This window comes from Gordonia sp. 852002-50395_SCH5434458, from assembly GCF_001665905.1.
In the GTDB taxonomy this organism is placed as follows: domain Bacteria; phylum Actinomycetota; class Actinomycetes; order Mycobacteriales; family Mycobacteriaceae; genus Gordonia; species Gordonia jacobaea.
Map to the genome: position 1 here is coordinate 52073 of NZ_LZTC01000016.1, position 20908 is coordinate 72980.

At 64.9% G+C, this 20908-nt stretch carries 16 protein-coding genes; 14 read left to right on the forward strand and 2 right to left on the reverse strand.

Annotated elements, in window-relative coordinates:
• Window positions 1–11 precede the first annotated feature (11 nt).
• From lspA to A5785_RS03300, 5 genes are all read left to right on the forward strand, one after another.
• On the forward strand, window positions 12–620 hold the full coding sequence (gene lspA, locus A5785_RS03280; protein ID WP_049698223.1) for a signal peptidase II: 609 nt from the start codon (window positions 12–14) through the stop codon (window positions 618–620).
• A complete protein-coding gene (locus A5785_RS03285; protein WP_049698222.1) occupies window positions 613–1539 on the forward strand; it encodes an RluA family pseudouridine synthase in 927 nt (308 codons plus the stop codon). The genes lspA and A5785_RS03285 overlap by 8 nt, the downstream gene beginning before the upstream one ends.
• Window positions 1540–1763: 224 nt before the next feature.
• A complete protein-coding gene (dnaE, locus tag A5785_RS03290; protein WP_082938074.1) occupies window positions 1764–5309 on the forward strand; it encodes a DNA polymerase III subunit alpha in 3546 nt (1181 codons plus the stop codon).
• Between the two features lie 22 nt (window positions 5310–5331).
• Window positions 5332–7011 carry an NAD-binding protein gene (locus tag A5785_RS03295; protein ID WP_049698221.1) on the forward strand — a complete coding sequence of 560 codons (1680 nt, stop codon included), beginning with the start codon at window positions 5332–5334 and terminating at the stop codon, window positions 7009–7011.
• A 176-nt stretch (window positions 7012–7187) separates the two neighbouring features.
• Window positions 7188–7466, forward strand: coding sequence for a hypothetical protein (locus tag A5785_RS03300; protein ID WP_049698220.1), 279 nt, complete (start codon window positions 7188–7190; stop codon window positions 7464–7466).
• Here A5785_RS03300 and A5785_RS03305 read toward each other — a convergent pair.
• Entirely contained in the window at window positions 7427–8434 is a 1008-nt protein-coding gene (locus tag A5785_RS03305; protein ID WP_049698219.1) for an SMP-30/gluconolactonase/LRE family protein, read from the reverse strand. The two genes, A5785_RS03300 and A5785_RS03305, sit on opposite strands and share 40 nt — an antisense overlap.
• 160 nt (window positions 8435–8594) lie before the next feature.
• On the opposite strand from A5785_RS03305, the gene ilvA reads away from it, so the two are divergent.
• Window positions 8595–9998 (forward strand): threonine ammonia-lyase IlvA, encoded by a 1404-nt coding sequence (ilvA, locus tag A5785_RS03310; protein WP_082938075.1) that lies wholly within the window; start codon window positions 8595–8597, stop codon window positions 9996–9998.
• Window positions 9999–10016: 18 nt separating this feature from the next.
• Here the strand turns inward: ilvA and treZ are convergent, their stop codons facing one another.
• Window positions 10017–11948, reverse strand: coding sequence for a malto-oligosyltrehalose trehalohydrolase (gene treZ / locus A5785_RS03315; protein WP_082938080.1), 1932 nt, complete (start codon window positions 11946–11948; stop codon window positions 10017–10019).
• Window positions 11949–12164: 216 nt separating this feature from the next.
• Between treZ and A5785_RS03320 the strand changes: the two genes are divergently transcribed.
• From A5785_RS03320 to A5785_RS03355, 8 genes are all read left to right on the forward strand, one after another.
• Window positions 12165–13034, forward strand: coding sequence for an MlaE family ABC transporter permease (locus A5785_RS03320; protein WP_152930027.1), 870 nt, complete (start codon window positions 12165–12167; stop codon window positions 13032–13034).
• Window position 13035: 1 nt separating this feature from the next.
• Window positions 13036–13902: an MlaE family ABC transporter permease gene (locus A5785_RS03325; RefSeq protein WP_049698217.1), complete on the forward strand. Its 867-nt coding sequence runs from the start codon at window positions 13036–13038 to the stop codon at window positions 13900–13902.
• 10 nt (window positions 13903–13912) lie between these two features.
• Complete coding sequence (locus A5785_RS03330; protein ID WP_049698216.1) at window positions 13913–15262, forward strand: MlaD family protein; 1350 nt, start codon at window positions 13913–13915, stop codon at window positions 15260–15262.
• Window positions 15259–16293: an MCE family protein gene (locus A5785_RS03335; RefSeq protein WP_049698215.1), complete on the forward strand. Its 1035-nt coding sequence runs from the start codon at window positions 15259–15261 to the stop codon at window positions 16291–16293. The genes A5785_RS03330 and A5785_RS03335 overlap by 4 nt, the downstream gene beginning before the upstream one ends.
• A gap of 8 nt (window positions 16294–16301) precedes the next feature.
• Window positions 16302–17282: an MCE family protein gene (locus A5785_RS03340; RefSeq protein ID WP_064864557.1), complete on the forward strand. Its 981-nt coding sequence runs from the start codon at window positions 16302–16304 to the stop codon at window positions 17280–17282.
• Window positions 17276–18409, forward strand: coding sequence for an MCE family protein (locus A5785_RS03345; RefSeq protein WP_082938076.1), 1134 nt, complete (start codon window positions 17276–17278; stop codon window positions 18407–18409). The genes A5785_RS03340 and A5785_RS03345 overlap by 7 nt, the downstream gene beginning before the upstream one ends.
• A 104-nt stretch (window positions 18410–18513) precedes the next feature.
• Window positions 18514–19686 (forward strand): MlaD family protein, encoded by a 1173-nt coding sequence (locus tag A5785_RS03350; RefSeq protein WP_414651968.1) that lies wholly within the window; start codon window positions 18514–18516, stop codon window positions 19684–19686.
• Window positions 19674–20846 (forward strand): MlaD family protein, encoded by a 1173-nt coding sequence (locus A5785_RS03355; RefSeq protein WP_049698214.1) that lies wholly within the window; start codon window positions 19674–19676, stop codon window positions 20844–20846. Before A5785_RS03350 ends, A5785_RS03355 begins: the two co-directional genes overlap by 13 nt.
• The last annotated feature ends 62 nt before the right edge of the window (window positions 20847–20908 follow it).

Sequence of the window (20908 nt, forward strand, 5' to 3'; positions counted from 1 at the left end):
ATGATGGTGGGGTGGATGACCGACCCGACCAGACGCACAACCTCTCCGACGCCGAGGACACCAGCGAGAACGACCGTGGCGGAATGCTGCGCAGCTCGACCTCGGTACTGGCCTGGCTCGCGGGCATCGCCCTGACGGTGATCGCGCTCGACGTGCTCACCAAGTCGCTGGTCGTCGCGCTGCTCGACCCGCAGCGACCGGTGCACATCATCGGTGATGCGGTCACGCTTCGGCTCGTGCGAAACAGCGGCGCGGCATTCTCCATGGCGTCCGGCTACACCTGGATATTGACGCTGATCGCGCTCGCTGTCGTGGTGGTCATCATCCGGTTCAGCCGCAGACTCCGCTCGGGGTGGTGGGTCCTCGGCCTCGGTCTGGTCCTCGGCGGAGCCATCGGCAACCTGATCGATCGCATCTTCCGTGACCCCGCACCGCTGCGCGGGCACGTCGTCGACTTCATCTCGGTCGGCTGGTGGCCCGTGTTCAACGTCGCCGACTCCTCGGTTGTCTGCGGTGCCGTGCTGCTCGTCGTGCTGTCGCTGCTCGGATACGACTACGACGGCTCGCGCTCCGGCTTCGCCGCTCGGCGCGCCGAGAAGGTCGAGGCCGAGAATGCGTGAATCGCGTGCCATGCCGGTTCCCGACGGGATCGCGGGCATGCGCCTCGATGCCGGGGTGTCCCGCATCCTCGGCTTGTCGCGGACCGTCGTGGCCAATCTCGCCGACGCGGGCGATGTGACCGTCGACGGCGTCGCAGTCGGCAAGTCGCACAAGCTCGCGGCCGGAAGTTGGCTCGACGTGTTGCTTCCCGAGCCGGACGAGCCGCTGCGAGTAGAGCCGACACCTGTCGAAGACCTGTCGGTGATCTACCACGACTCCGACATCATCGTCGTCGACAAGCCCGTCGGCGTGGCGGCCCATCCGTCGCTGGGGTGGAGCGGGCCAACCGTCGTCGGCGCGTTGGACGCCGCGGGTTTCCGGATCTCGACCTCCGGCGCGGCCGAACGGCAGGGCATCGTGTCGCGCCTCGACGTCGGCACGTCGGGGTTGATGGTGGTCGCGGCGTCGGAGCACGGATACACGTTGCTCAAGCGCGCGTTCCGCGACCGCGAGGTCGACAAGGGCTACCACGCGCTGGTGCAGGGTCACCTCGATCCGCCGACCGGGACCATCGACGCGGCGATCGGACGTCATCGGGGAGCCGACTGGAAGTTCGCGGTCACCGCGAACGGCAAGCCGAGCATCACCCACTACGACACGCTCGAGATGTTCGCCGCGGCGTCGCTCCTCGACATCCACCTCGAAACGGGACGGACGCACCAGATTCGCGTGCACTTTTCCGCGCTGCACCACCCGTGCTGCGGTGACCTGACCTACGGAGCCGACCCTGTGTTGGCGGCGCGACTCGGGCTCGAGCGCCAGTGGCTGCATGCTCGTTCGCTCGGGTTCGCCCACCCTGCCGACGGGCGTTGGGTGGAGTTCGTCAGCCCCTATCCGGCCGACCTTCAGCACGCTCTGGACGTCCTGCGCGAGACCTGAGTTCGTCGCCCGCGCCGACACGCCGCGGGCGACACTCCGGGATCCTCGCCTCATCTGTCACAGCCTGGCGCGGCATGTTCGTGAGTGTCAGAGGCGAGTCCTACAGTGGTTGGGATCGACCAGTGGCTGGGCTCGACCTGAGATTGGTATCGATCACGCACATAGCAAGACACGACATTCAGCGACGTTCCGTTCGGAACGTTCCTTCGAGGTGAGAGGCATCCGTGGCCGGTTCGTTTGTCCACCTGCACAACCACACCGAGTATTCGATGCTCGACGGTGCAGCAAAGGTGTCGCCCCTGTTCGCGGAGGCCAAACGCCTGGGCATGACCGCGATCGGGATGACCGACCACGGCAACATGTTCGGTGCGAGTGAGTTCTACAACACCGCGATCAAGAACGAGATCAAGCCGATCATCGGCATCGAGGCGTACATCGCACCGGAGTCGCGTTTCAACACCAAACGCATCCAGTGGGGTACGCGCGATCAGAAGGGCGACGACGTCTCGGGTTCGGGTGCCTACACCCACATGACGATGGTCGCCGAGAACGCGACCGGTCTGCGTAACCTGTTCAAGCTGTCGTCGCTGGCGTCCATCGAGGGCCAGCTCGGCAAGTGGGCCCGAATGGATGCCGACCTCATCACCGAACACGCCGAGGGAATCATCGCCACCACAGGGTGCCCGTCCGGCGAGGTCCAGACCCGTCTCCGCCTCGGTCATGACCGCGAAGCCCTCGAAGCCGCCGCCAAATGGCAGGAGATCTTCGGTAAGGAGAACTTCTACCTCGAGCTGATGGAACACGGACTCGAGATCGAACGCCGGGTCCGCGACGGCCTGCTCGACATCGGCCGCAAACTCGGCATCAAGCCGATCGTCACCAACGACTGCCACTACGTCACCAAAGACCACGCCGCGAGCCACGAGGCGCTGCTGTGTGTGCAGACCGGTAAGACCCTGACCGACCCGACGCGATTCAAGTTCGACGGTGACGGCTACTACCTGAAGTCCGCCGACGAGATGCGAGCCCAGTGGGACTCGGTCATCCCGGGGGCCTGTGACAACACCCTCGAGATCGGCGAGCGGGTGCAGTCCTACGCCGACGTCTTCACCCACCGCGACCGTATGCCGATCTTCCCGGTCCCCGACGGCGAATCGCAGCAGACGTGGCTGCGCAAAGAGGTCGCCAACGGTCTCGCCGAGCGTCGTTTCCCCGGCGTCGAGGTGCCGGAGGACTACCTGCGTCGCGCCAACTACGAACTCGACGTCATCATCCAGATGGGTTTCCCCGCCTACTTCCTCGTGGTCGGCGACCTCATCCGGCACGCCCACGAGGTGGGTATCCGCGTCGGCCCCGGCCGTGGTTCCGCGGCGGGCTCGCTGGTCGCGTGGGCGCTCGGGATCACCAACATCGACCCGATCCCGCACGGACTGCTGTTCGAGCGATTCCTCAACCCCGAGCGTGTGTCGATGCCCGATATCGATATCGACTTCGACGACCGTCGGCGCGGCGAGATGGTTCGCTACGCCACCGACCGGTGGGGCAGCGACAAGGTCGCCCAGGTCATCACATTCGGAACGATCAAGACCAAGGCTGCGATCAAGGACTCCGCGCGAGTTCAGTTCGGCCAGCCCGGCTTTGCCATCGCCGACCGCATCACCAAGGCGTTGCCGCCGCCGATCATGGCCAAGGACATCCCGGTGTGGGGTATCACGAACCCCGAACATGAGCGGTTCGGTGAGGCCACAGAGGTTCGCACCCTCATCGAGACCGATCCCGACGTCAAGAAGATCTACGACACCGCGATCGGCCTCGAAGGTCTGATCCGTAACGCGGGCGTTCACGCGTGTGCGGTGATCATGTCGTCCGAACCGCTGACCGACGCGATTCCGGTGTGGAAGCGCGCACAGGACGGCGCGATCATCACCGGCTGGGACTACCCGTCGTGTGAGGCCATCGGTCTGTTGAAGATGGACTTCCTCGGACTGCGCAACCTGACGGTCATCGGCGACGCGCTCGAGAACATCAAGCTCAACCGTGGCATCGATCTCGACCTCGACACCCTGCCGCTCGAAGACACCAAGACCTACGAGCTGCTCGCCAAGGGCGACACCCTCGGTGTGTTCCAGCTCGACGGCGCGGCGATGCGCGAACTGCTGAAGATGATGCAGCCCACCGGCTTCGAGGACATCGTCGCCGTGCTCGCGCTGTATCGCCCGGGACCCATGGGCGTGAACGCGCACACCGACTACGCCAAGCGTAAAAATGGGCTGCAGCAGATCAAGCCGATCCATCCCGAGCTCGAAGAGCCGCTCAAGGAAATTCTGGCCGAGACCTACGGTCTGATCGTCTACCAAGAGCAGATCATGCAGATCGCTCAGAAGGTGGCGGGCTACTCGCTCGGCCAAGCAGACCTGCTGCGCCGCGCGATGGGTAAGAAGAAAAAGGAGATCCTCGACGAGGCCTACGACGGCTTCGCAGAGGGGATGCGCAACAACGGCTTCTCCCAGGCCGCCATCACCGCCCTGTGGGACACGGTGTTGCCCTTCGCCGGCTACGCGTTCAACAAGTCGCACGCGGCGGGCTACGGTCTGGTCTCCTTCTGGACCGCCTACCTCAAGGCGAACTACCCGGCCGAATACATGGCCGGGCTGCTCACCTCCGTCGGCGACGACAAAGACAAAGCAGCCATCTATCTCGCCGACTGCCGCAAGCTGGGCATCACGGTGCTCCCGCCGGACGTCAACGAGTCGCAGCACAACTTCGCCGCAGTCGGAACCGACATCCGCTTCGGCCTCGCCGCGATCCGCAACGTCGGGTCAGGTGTCGTGTCGTCGATCCTCGCCGCGCGCGATGAGAAGGGGAAGTTCACCAGTTTCTCCGACTACCTCAACAAGATCGATGTCACGGCGTGCAACAAGAAGGTCACCGAGTCGTTGGTGAAGGCGGGCGCATTCGATTCGCTCGACCATCCCCGTAAGGGCCTGTTCCTGATCCATGTCGAGGCGGTCGAGTCGGTCATCGGCACCAAAAAAGCCGAAGCGATCGGACAGTTCGACCTCTTCGGCGACGCAGGCGGCGGTGCCGACGACACCATGGCCGAGGTGTTCGCGGTCAAGGTGCCCGACCAGGAGTGGGATTCCAAACACAAGCTCGCACTCGAACGAGAGATGCTGGGGCTCTACGTGTCCGGGCATCCGCTCAGCGGCGTCGAGCACGCGATCGCGGCCCAGACCGACACCTCGATCACGCAGTTGCTCGAGGGCAACATCTCCGACGGCGCGCAGATCACCATCGGTGGCATCATCTCGTCGGTGACCCGCAGGGTGAACAAGAAGGGCGAGCCGTGGGCGGCCGTCACGCTCGAGGACATGGTCGGTGGCGTCGAGGTCTACTTCTTCCCGCGCGCGTTCCAGACGTACGGGATGGACATCGTCGCCGACAACATCGTGTTGGTGAAGGCGCGCGTCAACATGCGCGACGACTCGATGATGATCAGCGCCAACGACCTCGCCGTTCCCGATCTCAATGCCGCGGGGGCCACCAAACCGGTCGCACTGACACTTGCGGCTCGCGCCTGCACACCTGACCGCGTGCAGGCACTCAAGCAGGTGCTCACCCGACATCCGGGCCCGGCCGACGTGCACGTCACGCTGGTCAGCGACGAGCGGTCGACGGTGCTGAAGCTGACCGAGTCGTTGCGCGTCACGCCCAGTTCGGCGTTGATGGGCGACCTGAAGGCGCTACTCGGGCCGACCTGCCTGGGCTGAGCAACGCGGGTACGCTCCATCAATGCCCGGCCACATCATCGTGCACGGCGATGACGCCCTCACCGAGCGCATCACCGAAGAACTACGGCTCGCGGGAGCGACCATCGTGTCGTTGCACGACCCGGCAGAACTGCCGGACGTCGGCGTCGAGACCGCCGCGGCCGTCGTCTGTGCGGGTTCCGACGACGCGCTCAACCTCGAGATCGCCCTTCTGACACGTCAACTCAGCGCCGAGGTGCGCGTCGTGACCAACCTGTCGAGCGGTGTCCTACGCGACGCGGTCGCGCTCGGCAACGGTCCGGGGGCGGTGCTCGATGTTGCAGAACTCGCGGGTCCGTCGGTGGTCGAGGCGTGCTTGGGCCGCACCACACACCCGATTCCCGTGGCGGGCAACGACTTCCTCGTCGCGGGCGACTACGCGCCCCGCGACGCCACGTTGCGCGAGCTCTACGGCGATCTCGCTCCCGTCGCCGTGCTGCGCGGTGAGCACAGCGCCGAGCCGGGGGAGGTGGTTCCCTGTCCCGGACGCGATCTGGCTGTGACAGCGGGAGACTGGGTCGCAATGATCGGCACCGTCGACGAGTTGTCGGACCAGAGCATCGCAGTCAACGGCGATCCCGAGCGTGTGCACCGTCGACGCTACCGCCCCGTCTCGATGCGTCTACTCGGCGGACTCCGTGCGTTCCGAGACGACGTGAATCCCAACCTGTTTCGTGCACTCGGTGTCTCGTTTGCCCTGTTGCTGGGCGCCACGGTGCTGCTGCGCTTCACCTACCACCGACCGGGAATGAGCTTCGTCGACGCCCTCTACTTCTCCACCGAAACCATCGCGACCGTCGGCTACGGCGACTTCAGCTTCGTCGGACAGCCGACGTGGCTGCGTCTCTTCGCGATCGTGTTGATGTTCGCGGGTATCACCACGACGGCGATCCTCATGGCGTTCATCGCCGACCTGCTCCTGTCGCGTCGTATCGAGACATCGGCCGGACGACGGCGCGCGAGCCAGATGTCGGGCCATGTGATCGTGGTGGGTCTCGGCTCATTCGGTATCCGGGTCGCGACCGACCTCGTAGCGCTCGGTCACCCGGTCGCGGTCGTCGAGCGCAACGACGACAACCGTTACCTCGGTGCGGCAGCAGAACTCGACATTCCGGTCGTGTTCGGTGATGCGACCCTCCGCGACACTCTGCACGACGCCGGTCTCGCGCGGGCGCGGGCCGTGGCAGTGCTGACCCACGACGACATGGTGAACATCGAGAGCGGCATCGTGCTCCGCGAACTACTCGGCGCACGATGGTCTCGCGGCGTCGACGGCCGACCGGGGGTCCCCGTCGTCATGCGCGTCTACGACCATTCGCTCGGCACGGCTGTCGCGCATCGATTCGGATTCCAGAACGTCCGATCGACCGTCGACCTCGCGGCGCCGTGGTTCATCGGGGCGGCCCTGGGCCTGCAGGTGATCTCGACATTCTCCGTCGGACAGCGCTCATTCATGGTCGGTGGATTGTTCATCCGCGCAGGCAGCCCACTCGACGGCATGACCATGGCCGACCTGCCGACGCGCACACGCATCATCGCCATCGTCCGGGGCACCGACACCATCGTGCATCCCCGCCGCGACGATCGCCTCGCCGCAGAAGACACCGCGTATCTTGTCGGGCCCTATCACGAACTCTTCGACACCCTGCGCGACGGACGCTGACGGATAAGAACGAGGACATGACGAGGGCGAGAACACCGGCTGACCAGTGGTTCCAGGCATGTCGGGCCGCAAGGTTTCGGCTCACCGAACATTTTCTCGCGGGTATGTCTATACTCGACGCAAAGCCAACCCGAACGGGTAGACGAACCGCCAGCCGAATCGTTGCGAGGTATCCGATGACAGTCCTGATCGAGTCCAACGGAGCTCACCGCGGACACGCAACCGGTCACGGCCACACCGTCGACATCGCCGGCGTGAGCTGGCCCGTCCACAAGCTGTACGCCGCGGTGGCGGCCACCGTGGTCGCGTTGATCGCCCTCGTCGTGACCCGTTCGCCCGAGATCGCCGCGTGGTCGTCGGCGGCAGCAGGCGTCGCCGTGTGGATCGTCGCCGCGAGCCTCACGCGCCAGTCAGCTCAACGGCCGGGGAACGCCGCTACCGATCCGGCCGAGTAGCCACTCGGGATCTCGAAGATCCGGCCGTCGAAGCCCGCCCGGTACAGATGTCCGGCCGAGAAGCCGCTCGCGGAACGCCCGTAAGACACCACGCTCGACAGCGGTAGGCCGCTCGCGAGAACGCAGTAGCGTCCGGGCGAGGTGATCCGCACGATCTGACCACTCGCGTTGAACGGAACCACCGGACGGTCGGCGGCGTCGAGTGTCAATCCGTCTGGTGCTGCGAGCGTGTCCGCCCCGCCGAGCGTCAACAGACTCTGCACGACACGGGGATTGCCGGTGGAGATCCGGCTGACTCCCGGATTGCTGAACGTGCGCGACACGTACAGGAAGCTGTCGTCACGATTGAGAACGGCGCCGTTCGCGCTCGGAATCGAAGCCCAGTTGGCCTGGACGGCCCCGGTGGGCGTGATGCGTCCGACCAAATTGCCGAAGTCGTTGGTGGCGTACACATTTCCACGTGCCGACACGTCCATCCCGTCGGCTGCGGAGAGGCCGCCGACCCATGGGCGCAGGGCCAGGCTGTTGACGTCGAGCCGTGCAATCGCGCCGGGACGGATCGCATCGCCGAGGAACACGCGTGGGTCCGACCCGTAGCCGACGAGGAGCGTGCCGTCCGGGGTCCACGCGAGTGCTCCTGCGCCACCGGAGGGGACCTTGGCTATCGGCACGGCACCCGCGCCGGGCCGATCGAGTCGGAACACCCGACCGCTCACGAGGTCGGTGGTGTAGAGCCGTCCGCGCGAATCGACGGTCAATCCCTCCAACGCTGCTCCGGGGACGGTGCCGACGAGCCGTGCCGGTGCGGCGCCACCCGGACACGGCGCCGCGGCATCCGCGGTACCGGTGCCTGTGACGGCGGTGACGATCACCGTCGCGCAGGCTGCTGCGCAGGCGGTGGCAAGAGCGGTGGTCCGCCGCAGAGTTGCCGTCCGAAGGGATGGTGTCAGAACGCGGTGTCGGAGCATGCCGACCTCCTGCTTGTCGTCCGCCGCGATGCGGTGAGGGTGTCGCCACTGTGCTGGACGACGGCGTGTCGACGACGCGCGGCGAAATGGGTGGACGCCACCGATGCTACGTCGGTCGGGTCGCGCGACGAGGGATTTCGTGAGGTGAGACCATAAGAGGGTGAGTACGCAACACCTCGGAATCGACAATTCGCAGCCCACAGCGTCGGATCAGCAGCTCTCCGCCGACGCGATCGAAGCGGCTGTCGAGCGAATTTCGCCCGCGGTCACTCGTACCCCGCTCGAGGCCGTACCGCGTATTTCGGAGGCGTACGGCGCTCGTATCCATGTGAAGCGCGAAGACCTGCAAACCGTTCGGTCCTACAAGATCCGCGGCGCGTACAACACCATGTCGCTGTTGTCCGAGGACGAGCTCGCGCCGGGCGTCGTCGCGGCTAGTGCGGGCAACCACGCGCAGGGCGTCGCCTATGCCTGCCGCACGATGAAGGTGCCGGGGCGCATCTACGTACCCACCACGACGCCCAAGCAGAAACGCGACCGTATCCGTTGGCACGGAGGCGAATTCGTCGAACTCATCGCGGTCGGCGACACCTACGACGCTGCCGCGGCGGCTGCGCAGGACGATGTGATCCGGACCGGTGCCGCGTGGATTCACGCATTCGACGACCCGCGGACCGCAGCCGGCCAGGGCACCAGTGCGGTGGAAATCGTCGAGCAGCTCGGCAGGGTTCCCGACGTCGTCGTCCTTCCGGTCGGCGGAGGTGGTTGTCTGGCGGGCATCGCCACCTACCTGCGGTCGAAATCCGACGACGTCGCGATCATCGGCGTCGAACCACACGGTGCGGCATCGCTGTCCGCCGCGCTCGTGGCGGGAGGGCCGGTCACGCTCGACGCGATCGACCCGTTCGTCGACGGTGCTGCGGTCAAGCGGATCGGCGCACTCGGTCACCGCGTACTCGCCTCGATGGGCGCGACCGTCGCCGACCATCCCGAGGTACGACGGCAGGTCGCGCGGCAGGGCGGAACTTCGCACGTGCCGGTGCTATCCGTCGACGATCCGCTGGTCGTGACGCCGGGTACCACTCACATCACCCACGTCGACGAGGGCGCGATCTGTTCGGAGATGCTCGACCTGTACCAGAACGAGGGGATCATCGCCGAGCCCGCGGGTGCGCTGGCCGTCACCGGGCTGTCGAGACTGTCACTGCCTGCCGACGCCGACGTCGTCTGCCTGATCTCCGGCGGCAACAACGACGTGTCGCGGTACAACGAGATCATCGAACGGTCCCTCGTCCACAAGGGACTCAAGCACTACTTCCTCGTCGACTTCCCGCAGGAGCCAGGCGCACTGCGCAGGTTCCTCGATGAAGTCCTCGGTCCCGACGACGACATCACGGTGTTCGAATACGTCAAACGCAACAACCGCGAGACAGGTGCGGCGCTCGTCGGCATCGAACTCGGTTCACCAGAGGGGCTCGCCGACCTCATGGAGCGGATGTCGCATTCCCGACTCAACTGTGAGCGGCTCGAACCGGGTTCGTCGGCGTACAACTACCTGACCTGAACCGGGCTGACGTGGCCGTCACCGAACTCTGGTGCCGACGACCACGTTGTGGCCGGGGCTGTGCAGACCGTCGTCGGTGATGTCGACGTCGGACCAGCTCAGCGCCGGTTCGAGCCGGATCGGCACGTCGGTCGGCTCTGCGCCGATCACCGCGACAACGCTCTGGTCGCCACGGTGCATCGCGAACCAGCCGGCCTGCTCGTCGTACTCGACGTCGAGTGAGGCAAATGACTTGTCGGCGAACGCGTTTCGGGTCTTGCGCAGCTCGATGAGTGCTCGATAGAACTCCAGCACCCGCGCGTGGACTCCGGTGCGGGGCTCGCTCCAGTCGAGCTTCGAGTCGGCAAACGTCTGTGGCGATTGCGGATCGGGGATCTCGGCGCTGTCCCAACCGTGCTCGGCGAATTCGGCCTTGCGTCCCTCGGCGGTTGCGCGGCCGAGCTCGGGCTCGGGGTGCGAGGTGAAGAACTGGAACGGGGTACTGGCTGCCCACTCCTCACCCATGAACAGCATGGGGGTGAACGGGGAGAGGAGCACCAGTGCCGCTTTGATGGCGAGTTGGCCGGGATCGAGGTAGGCCGACGGTCGGTCGCCGATGGCGCGGTTGCCGATCTGGTCGTGGTTGCAGGTGTAGGCGAGCAGGGTCGCTGCCGCGATCTCGTCGGTCGGTATCGGCCTGCCGTGGTGTCGACGTCGAAACGACGAATAGGTGCCGTCGTGAAAGAAGCCGCCCCGCAACACCTTTGCCAGCGCGTCGTAGCTGCCGAAGTCGGCGTAGTAGCCTTGCCGCTCCCCGGATATGAGTGTGTGGATCGCGTGGTGGATGTCGTCGTCCCACTGCGCCGTCAGCCCGAAGCCGCCACGATCACGCGGTGTGACCAGACGGGGGTCGTTGAGGTCGCTCTCGGCGATGAGTGAGAGCGGTCTGCCGAGTTCTGCTGCGAGAGAATCTGTTTCGGTGGCAAGCTCCTCGAGGATGTGTACCGCCCGGTGATCGTTGAGGGCGTGGACGGCGTCGAGTCGCAGTGCGTCGATGTGGAAGTCGCGTAGCCACCGCAGTGCGTTGGAGACGATGTAGTCGCGCACGGTGTCGGAGTCCGGTCCGGCCAGGTTGAGTCCGGCGCCCCACGAGGTGGCGCCGTCGCTGAGGTACGGCCCGTACTCCGGCAGATAGTTTCCCGACGGCCCGAGATGGTTGTAGACGACGTCGAGAACGACTCCGATCCCGCGCGCATGGCATGCGTCGACGAACCGCACGAGCGCGTCGGGGCCACCGTAGGATTCCTGGACGGCGAACCAGTCGACGCCGTCGTATCCCCATCCGACGTCGCCGTTGAACGCATTGACCGGCATGAGTTCGACGAAGTCGACGCCGAGGTCGATGAGGTGGTCGAGTTTGTCGATGGCCGAGTCGAGTGTGCCTGCGGGAGTGAACGTCCCGACGTGGAGCTCGTAGATGATCGCGCCGAGAACCGACCGTCCGTGCCACTCGTCGTCGGTCCAGATCGATTCGTCCACGACGTGCAACGCCGACATACCGTGCACGCCGTCGGGCTGGCGGACAGACCTGGGGTCCGGACGCACCGGGGCGTCGGCGCTCGAGTCGTCCGAAGTCGCGGCGTCGCGGAAAATTCTGAAGCCGTAGCGGCGCTGCGGCTCCGAACCTGATTGCGAAGCCGCACCGGAACCCGCGCCGCCGACAGTGTCGACCCGCCACCAGCCCGGTGCGTCGGTCACGGGCGTCATCGGACTGCCGTCGGCGTCCGGTGTGTCGGTCACGAGAATGACCGAACTCGCGGCAGGGGCCCACACCTCGACATCGTCGATGAGACGGGGTGGGTCGAACCGTCTCTGTGGCGAACTCCTGTGAACGTTTTCCTCCGACCTCGAGGCGCCTGTCGCTATGGTGTCTGCGTCGCGAGGGCTGCGGGGTCCGGGGGTGGTCTCCATGGCCCAACCGTAGATCCGCTGGCGCGTGAGCGCCGACTCGCCGCCATGTGACCCATCGCACATGCCGTCGGTCGGGCGATGTATATTACCGCGCAGTTAGTTCGGTAAAGATAAACAGCTTGTTGGCGCGGTGCCAACAGTGGCATGATCTCCGGCATACGCGACACCGGAGGTGCGCACAGCACGGGCAGGGGTGGTTGTCATCGAGAGTCGGGCATGAGTGAAACCGCGGAGCAGGAGAGTACGGCGCCAGACCGTGGCGTGACCATCAGGTCCCGTCATAATGGCGCTGCCGTGTGGTTTCGCGAGCATGTCGTGGCCTCGTTCGACACGTTCGGGCGGCAACTCGGTCTTTTCGTCGAGGTGTTCCGGACCCTCTTCGTCGACATAGCCAAGAGGCGGTTTCCGTTCGCGGAGTTCATCCGTCAGTGCGCGTTCATGGCCAGCACGTCCGTCTTGCCGACGCTGCTCGTCGCGATCCCGATCGGCGTCATCGTGTCGATCCAGGTGAGCAACATCGCCGGACAGATCGGAGCAACGTCGTTCTCCGGCGCGGCAACCGGTCTGGGCGTGATTCGCCAGGGTGCACCGCTGGTGACGTCGCTATTGCTCGCGGGCGCCGTCGGCTCTGCCATCGCCGCCGACCTCGGCTCGCGGACGATCCGCGACGAGATCGATGCGATGAAGGTGATGGGCGTCAACCCGATCGAACGACTCATCTCGCCGCGACTCCTCGCGACGATGGTCGTGAGTTTCCTGCTGTGCGGCTTCGTGTGCTTCGTCGGCTTCATCACCGGCTACGTGTTCAACGTGTACTTCCAGGGCGGCACACCCGGTAGCTATACCGGAACCTTCGCATCGTTCGCCTCTGTCTCCGACCTCTCGTTCGCGCTCATCAAGTCGGTCATATTCGGGGCGATCGTGGCAATCGTCGCGTGCGACCGCGGGTTGTCGACCAAGGGTGGGCCTGCGGGAGTGGCGAATTCGGTCAACGCCGCCGTCGTCAACTCGGTCCTCCTCTTGTTCACGGTGAACGTCATTCTCACGCAGATGTTCGCTCTCCTCGTCCCGACAAAGGTGGTGTGAGGTGACTGCATCACGGTATGTGGCACCGGTTCTGCGTCCGCTCAACGCGGGCAAGGTGGTCGTCACCGCACCCCGCGACGCGCTCGCCCGGATGGGGCATCTCGTCACGTTCCTCGTGCGGTCGATCGGTGCGGTGCCGCTGACCTTCGTCCACTACCGCAAAGAAGTGTGGCGTCTGCTCTCCGACGTCGCATGGGGCAATGGGGCGATCGTCGTCGGCGGTGGAACCGTCGGGGTGATGCTCATCCTCGGTGTCATGGGTGGCGCGACGGTCGGTATCGAGGGCTACACCGCGCTGAATCTGCTCGGCATGGCACCGGTGACCGGCGGACTCTCGGCCTTCGCGACGACCCGCGAGATAGGACCACTACTCGCCGCTACGGCGTTCACCGCGCAGTCGGGATGTCGGTTCACCGCACAGCTGGGGTCGATGCGGATCAGTGAGGAGATCGACGCCCTCGAGTCGATCGCGATTCGGCCGATGCCGTATCTCGTGACCACGCGCATGCTCGCGGCCGTGATCGCGATCGTGCCGCTCTACTCGGTGTCGTTGGCCGCGAACTACATTGCGTGCCAAGTCATGTTCCAGCTCCAGAGCGGCAAGGGGGCAGGTGACTACCTCTCCTATTTCGACTCGTTCATCCGCTCGCAGGACGTGTTCTTCTCGTTCGTCAAGGTGATCATCTTCGTGCTGCTGACCACCTTCATCCAGTGCTACTACGGGTATTTCGCGTCGGGCGGACCCGAGGGAGTCGGCGTTGCGGCGGGCCACGCGATCCGTCTCGCGATCATCGTCATCGTCTTCGCGAACCTCATCATGACGCTCGTCTTCTGGGGCATGTCGTCGGGCGTTCGGATATCGGGATGAGGGGAGACCGATGAACATCGCCACCGACGGACGCAACCCGTCGCTACGCCAGTACATCCTGCGCGGACTGATCTTCGTGGTCGTGCTCGCCATCATGTTCGTCGTCCTGTTCATGCGATATCAGGGTGCGTTCGACTCGGTCGTCGGGGTGCACGCCGAGATGGAGGACATCGGCGACGGGCTCGTCGACAGCGCGGACGTTCGGTACAACGGCCTGATCGTCGGCGAGGTCAAGACCATGCAGCTCTCCACCGAGACGGGGGCGGGGGGCAAACAGATCAAGGTCGTCGACATCGACCTCGATCCCGCACAGGCCGAAGGGATTCCGGCCAATGTGACGGCGCGGACCGTGCCGTCGAATCTGTTCGGCGTGAACTCGGTGGAGTTCGTCGCCCCGGAACAACCAGCACAAGAACGTCTTTCCGACGGCGCGACCATTCCAGCCGACCGGTCACTTGCGACGATCAAACTGCAGGACGCGCAGAACGATCTGCAGACGCTGCTGACGGCTGTGCCTCCCGAACAATTGGCGGCCGTGCTCGGCACCATCGCGGACGCACTTCGCGGCGGTGGCGCGGTGTTCGGGATGTTCTCCGGCGAACTCAAGACATATTTCGAATCCATCAACGCGCAGTTCCCCACGGGGGCGCCCTCCGGGTTCGACAACTTCAACGATTCGGTACTCGGACTGGCGAAGTCGGCGCCCGAATTGCTGAATACTCTGGGCCGCAGCATCATCCCCGCGATGACCATCGCATCACATCAACGTGACCTCACCGCGCTCCTCACCGCGGCGTCGGGCACGCTCGACCAGGCGCAGACCCTGTTCGCGCGCAACGGCGACGTGGCCAAGCGGTTGGTTCCCGATTTGGACACGATGATCGGCGCGGTGACACTCGAGCCGAACTCGCTTCCGCAGGCGCTCACCGCGCTGAATCAACTGGCCGCCAAGGCGGTCACTGTGTTCACCGGACTCAACGGCCTCGTGCAGGTCAACATCGGCATCAGTTTCGGTGCGCTGCAGCACTACTCACGTGCCAACTGCCCGGTCTACAACGGTGGGCCGTACGGCCAGGCGCGTGGTCCGGGATGCGTCGGACCGGGAACAGGTACCGGCCCCACCAGTTCCGGACCGCTGCTCGTCGCGCCTGCATCGAACCAGCAGGGGTCGAACCAGCAGGGATCGAATGCCGACCGGTCGTCGGCGGGTGCGGTCACGACCAGCGCTGACAACCGGACGCTGACGACGGCACTCGACCGCGCGCCGCGCGCGGCTGACACGTTGATGCTCGGCCCGCTCGTGCAGTCGGTGTCACTCGAACGAGACGGCGACGGCAACGGCACTGGGGGAGGACGATGAGCGCGGTTGAGGGATCGATCCGAAAGCCGTTGATAGGCTTCACCATTTTCGCGCTGGTCGCGCTATTGTTGACCTACATCATCTATTCGACGCTCGAGCGTTCCGTGCCGGGCCCGACACGGGATTTCTCGGCCTATTTCAACGACACGTCGGGGCTCCTCGCCGGCGACGACGTGCGTATGGCCGGGGTTCGCGTCGGACGCGTCCAGTCGATCGATCTCGACCACGGACGCGCCAAGGTGACGTTCGAGGTGCAACAGGACCAGCCGGTGTTCACCACCACGCAGGCGGCAATTCGATACCAGAACCTCGTCGGACAGCGCTACCTCGCGCTGTCGCGCACCGACGCCGCGTCCGAAGCGCCGTTGTCTCCCGGATCGACGTTGCAGCAGCCATCGCAGGATTCGTTCGACGTCACGAAGTTGTTGGCCGGATTCCAGCCGGTGTTCGACACGCTGCAGCCCGAGCAGGTCAACGCACTGTCGAACGGCTTGGTGCAGGCGTTCCAGGGCGACACCGTGTCGTTGAACACCACCGTTGCGCAGATCAGCAAACTTGCCTCTGACATGGCCAACCGCGACGTCGTGATCGGAGCGATCATCGACAACCTCAGCGGCGTGATGCGCGACCTCTCGGTACAGAAGAGTCAGCTCACCGGGGTCGTGACCAGCGTCGCGTCGCTCATCGAGAAACTCAACGCGAACTCGGCAGCGCTGGGCAAGTCCGTCGACCAGGTCGGGCGCACCGCAGCAGGATTCGCCGATGTTCTCGGTCGGTCACGCACCGACCTGGCCGCGGCCGCGAACAACACCAGGTACGCGACGAATGGGCTGATCTCAGCGGGAGCGGCGCTCGACCAGACCGTGATCGATCTGCCCAAGTTCCTCGCTCTTCTCTCGAAGGCCATGCAGGAGGGGGCGTACCTGAACGTGTACGCATGCGATCTCGACATCTCGATCGGCAATGTCCTACTCCCGCCGGGAATCCTCAACAAAATCGGCGGCACCAAACACTCACCGGTGTGCCAATGAGTGGGCGCATGCGAAGGAGCTTCCGCCGGCACCGTCGTACGTGGTACGGCGTCATCGGCGCCGCCGTGATCGTGGCGCTCATTCTGCTGGTCACGGGAATCGGGCAGGCGCACATCGGAAAGAAGTCGTACACAGCCGATTTCGCGCAGGCGGGAGGTATCCGGCCGGGCGACAAGGTGCGCGTCGCGGGAATCGACGTCGGAGAGGTGGCCGACACCTCGCTCGAGCGTGACCACGTCAAGGTCACCATGAAGGTCGATCGCGAGGTCGATGTCACGTCAAACGGCTCGGCCGAAATCAAGATGTCGACGCTGCTCGGTCAGCGCTACGTCGATGTGTCACTGGGCAATTCGTCGCAACCTGCGCCCGACGGTCGGATCGCCAAGACCGCTGTGCCCTACGACCTGCAGAAGACCCTCGAAGTGGGCACCCCGGTGATCGCCGGTGTCGACGACAAGGCGTTGGCGCAGAGCATCACGACGCTCAATGCGCAGCTCTCCGACGCGCCGGCACTTGCTCGCCCGACGATCGACTCGCTGGTCGAGATGTCGAAGATCATCACCAACCGCAAAGACCAGATCACCCAACTGCTCGCCGACACGAACACCGTCACCACGGTGGTGAACGACACCCAGACGCATTTGGCGGTCATCGTCGGTCAGGGCGGGCAACTCGCTCAGAAGATCGTCGCGCGTGAGGCCTTGGTGACCAAACTGCTCGACGGCGTTGCGGCGCTGACCGATCAGACGCGAGCTGTCGCCGCCGAGAACGGCGACAGCTTCGCGCCGATCCTGGCCAACCTCAACACGATCAGCCAGGGCCTCCAGAAAAACCAGGAGAATCTGCGCAAGCTCTTGCAGATACTCCCGGTCACCACGCGCGTGCTGAACAACATCATGGCCGACGGCCCGCATTCCAGGGGATATCTCCCATGGGGTCTCTTCCCCGACAACTGGCTGTGTACCGCGCGTGTGGTGGATGGGTGCTGAGCATGGGAACGAGTCGACACGTGAACACGCATCCGCGCTGGCGCAGGCCGACGATCATCGTCGCGCTGACCGTCCTGGTTGTCGCGCTTCTCTCCGGGTGCTCACTGGTCCCGGCCAGTTGGAAGGTGGCCGTCGGGTCGCAGATCCAGGTGACCGCCTACTTCGCCAACGTCGCAGGTCTGTACAAGGACAACGACGTCGCGGTCCTCGGAATGCCAGTCGGACAGGTGACTTCCGTTGAGCAAGAAGGCAATCGCGTCAAGGTGACCTTCAGCATCGACAAGAACATCCCCGTCCCGGTCGACGCGACGCCTGCGATCGTGAACACCTCGATCGTCACCACGCGCCATATCGAGTTGACGCCGACGTACTCCGGTGGGCCGAAACTGACAGACGGCGCGGTCCTCAAGAACGAGGGGCGTAGTCCGGTAGCTGTCGGTGATCTCTTCGACGCCGTCGATCGTCTGGTGTCGTCGTTGAGTACCGACACGGCAGGCGAAGGGCCGATCGCAGATCTGGTCGACATCACGTCGGGAACGACGTCGGGAAACGGCGAACGTATCCGCGAGGCCATCAACCAACTCGGTTCTGCGACAGACGTCTTCGCAGGCAACGGAGATCAGCTCACGCAGATCATCAAGAACACGCAGAAGCTCACCGGCGCGTTGACCGCGAATTACCCGAAGATGAAGCAGTTCTCGTCGTCGATCACTCAGGTGGCGTCAATGCTCGGGCAACAAGCTCCTGGGCTGACGGCGACACTCGACGATCTCAATCAGACGTTGCTCAACACGTCGCAGTTCCTCGGCAACAACTCGACGACCATCAGCGACTCGACGGGCAGACTGAGCGCGCTGGTGCGCAATCTGAGCGATTACTCGCGTCAGGTGGTCGAGACGGTCGACGTCGCGCCGCTGCTGTTCCAGAACCTGGCCAACACCGTGTCGCCGGAGCAACGCGCGTGGCGCTTGCAGGTGCTCCTTGACAAGTCGCTGATCGACGGTGAGGCGCTCAACCAATTCTGCCAGTCGATCAACCTGCAGAAGAACGGCTGCCGAACCGGTCAGCTCAAGGATTTCGGGCCAGACCTCGGTGTGTTCTCGAGTCTGCTGGAGATGAGCAAATGAGGCAGTACACGATCACGCTGGGCAGACCGCGATCGCCCATCTCGCGCGCCGCGATCGCGGAACATCTGTGGCCGCTGCGTCGGACCCGGATGACTCGGATGCAGATGGGTCGGACGCAGATGGGTCAAACGCCGTCGGGTCGGACGCACGGAATGCGCCGACGCCGCGACGCGCGTCGTGGTGTCCCGGCGATCCTCACGCTGATCGTCGCGGCGACCGTCGGACTGTGCGGCTGCAGTGCGATGCCCGGCCTCACCGTCGAACAGCTCCCGCTACCTGCTCCCGGTGGGATCGGCGACGGCAAGACGCTCATCGCGCACTTCGACAACGCATTGAACCTGCCGACCCGCGCGAAGGTGAAACTGAACGGCACCGACGTCGGTGAGGTCAGCGACATCGCGGTGCGCGACTACACCGCGATCGTGCAGATGAAGGTCGCAGGCGACGCGCAGATCCCCGCGGGTACCGGGGCACAACTGCGACAGGCGACGCCCCTCGGTGATGTCTTCGTCGCTCTCATGCCTCCGGCGAACGCATCGGGTCCCTCTGTTGCCGACGGCACGGTGCTCACCGGCCCGACGTCGGCTGCGGCGACCGTCGAGGACATCCTCGTCTCCGCGGCCGCAGTGGTCGACGGGGGATCGCTGGGGTCGTTGCAGCAGATCGTCACCGAGCTGAGCGCTGCCGTGGCGGGCGGACCGAGCAGCCCCGGCAATCTGCAGGGCGCCATCAAGGAATTCACCACCGCGATCAGCAGACTGAACGCCAACTCCGCCGAGGTCGACCGTTCGTTCCGCAACACCTCCGTACTGACCGCGGATCTCGCCGCGGGTCGACCGCAGATCATGGCGGCCATCAACAAGCTCGGCCCGGCGATCGACACCATCGACGACCAGATGAACTTGATCTTGTCGACGCTCGACAAGACGAACAGCGTCACCGATGCGACGAATGACTTCCTCGGCAGCAATTCCGACAGCTTCGTCTCGCTGGTCGGGAGTTTGCGAACCCTGACCGCCGAATTGCGCGACATACCACCGATTCTCGGGCCGGTGTCGCGCAATCTGGGTGAGCTGACGCCGAAGTTCGCCAAGACAATTCGAGGCAATTCTGTTGCGAGTTCAGCAAAGTTGTACTGGCTCACAACGGGATTCGGGTTCGATTCGGCCAGCCGACTGCCCGAACTGCAAGACCTCCAGGCTGGTGGGCAGTCGCTCGAGCAGACGCTGACCCGGGTTCTTGCGCAACTGAGCGGCACGAAGGGATGCTGCGGATGATCACCTGGTTGCGAAAGCACTCGAGTCTGCTCGGCAACATCGGGCTGGTCGTCGTCATGCTGGTCGGCCTCGCCTACATCGGGTTCGGTGCGCTGAGTTGGCGCCCCTGGCAGGGCTCCTACCACCTCACGGTCAACTTCCCGATTTCCGGTGGACTACAGGACAGTTCACGTGTGACGCTCCGCGGCGTCAACATCGGGAAGGTCGAGTCGCTTCGGGTGCAACCGCAGTCGGTGCAGGCCAACCTCACCATCGACGACGACGTCAAGATCAACCGGAATTCCCTGGTATCGGCATTGGGCTTGTCGGCGGCGGGCGAGCAGTACGTCGACTTCACGCCCACAACCAGCAGCGGTCCCTATTTCACCGACGGCGACACGATCGAGGTCAATCAGACGCACGTCACCGCGCCGTTCCCGGCGTTGCTCGAGTCGTCGTTGAATGTCATCAGTCAGATAGACCCCGTGAAACTCCGTGCCACAGTGTCGAGTCTCGACACCGCGCTGACTCCGGAGGCCGGGCAGACCAATCAACTCCGAGTGTTCTTCGACGCCGCGGGCACGGTCTTCACCGACCTGCGTCGGGTGCTGCCCGAGACCACGAAACTCATCCAGCAGACCGGTACGATCCTCGCCACGACCGCCAACGTCCAGCCCGACCTGGGGACGGCGGTGTCGGGCGCGAGTGCAGTGGTGAACTCGGCCGTTGCCGCGAACGGAGAACTCAACACGTTGCTCGGCAAGGGACCCGCCCAGCTCACCAGCCTGAGCGGCTCACTGAGTCAGATCCGAGATCCGTTGACCGGGGTGGTCCAACAGGTCGCAGACATCGCGCGTCAGGGCGCACTGCGCGCACCCGCTCTGGCGACCCTGCTGCCGTCGATCCGCGACGCCTCCTACATCAGTCAGGACATGTTCCACGATGGTGCGTGGTGGGTCATGGCGTCGATCTTCCCGCGGCCCTACTGCAACTACGCGGTCACCCCGATCCGCCCGACCAAGGTGCTCGAAACGGTGATTCCGACCAATCTGTACTGTGTCACCGAAGACAAGAACCAGCAGATCCGAGGTTCGGCCAACGCGCCCCGACCTCCCGGGGACGACACCGCGGGACCGGCACTGGGAGCCGACCCGAACGCACGGACGGTACCGCTGGGATAGGACTGGTCTACCGCCGGGATACGACGGTGTGGCCGCCGTGACGACCACGGCCGAATCCACCC

What these genes read in the sequence shown, in the direction of transcription:
- A5785_RS03285 (WP_049698222.1), top strand. Translation starts at nt 613, where the DNA reads ATGCGTGAATCGCGTGCCATGCCGGTTCCCGACGGGATCGCGGGCATG.
- A5785_RS03295 (WP_049698221.1), top strand. Translation starts at nt 5,332, where the DNA reads ATGCCCGGCCACATCATCGTGCACGGCGATGACGCCCTCACCGAGCGC.
- A5785_RS03300 (WP_049698220.1), top strand. Translation starts at nt 7,188, where the DNA reads ATGACAGTCCTGATCGAGTCCAACGGAGCTCACCGCGGACACGCAACC.
- A5785_RS03305 (WP_049698219.1), bottom strand. Translation starts at nt 8,434, where the DNA reads ATGCTCCGACACCGCGTTCTGACACCATCCCTTCGGACGGCAACTCTG.
- treZ (WP_082938080.1), bottom strand. Translation starts at nt 11,948, where the DNA reads ATGGAGACCACCCCCGGACCCCGCAGCCCTCGCGACGCAGACACCATA.
- A5785_RS03320 (WP_152930027.1), top strand. Translation starts at nt 12,165, where the DNA reads ATGAGTGAAACCGCGGAGCAGGAGAGTACGGCGCCAGACCGTGGCGTG.
- A5785_RS03330 (WP_049698216.1), top strand. Translation starts at nt 13,913, where the DNA reads ATGAACATCGCCACCGACGGACGCAACCCGTCGCTACGCCAGTACATC.
- A5785_RS03335 (WP_049698215.1), top strand. Translation starts at nt 15,259, where the DNA reads ATGAGCGCGGTTGAGGGATCGATCCGAAAGCCGTTGATAGGCTTCACC.
- A5785_RS03340 (WP_064864557.1), top strand. Translation starts at nt 16,302, where the DNA reads ATGCGAAGGAGCTTCCGCCGGCACCGTCGTACGTGGTACGGCGTCATC.
- A5785_RS03350 (WP_414651968.1), top strand. Translation starts at nt 18,514, where the DNA reads ATGGGTCGGACGCAGATGGGTCAAACGCCGTCGGGTCGGACGCACGGA.
- A5785_RS03355 (WP_049698214.1), top strand. Translation starts at nt 19,674, where the DNA reads ATGCTGCGGATGATCACCTGGTTGCGAAAGCACTCGAGTCTGCTCGGC.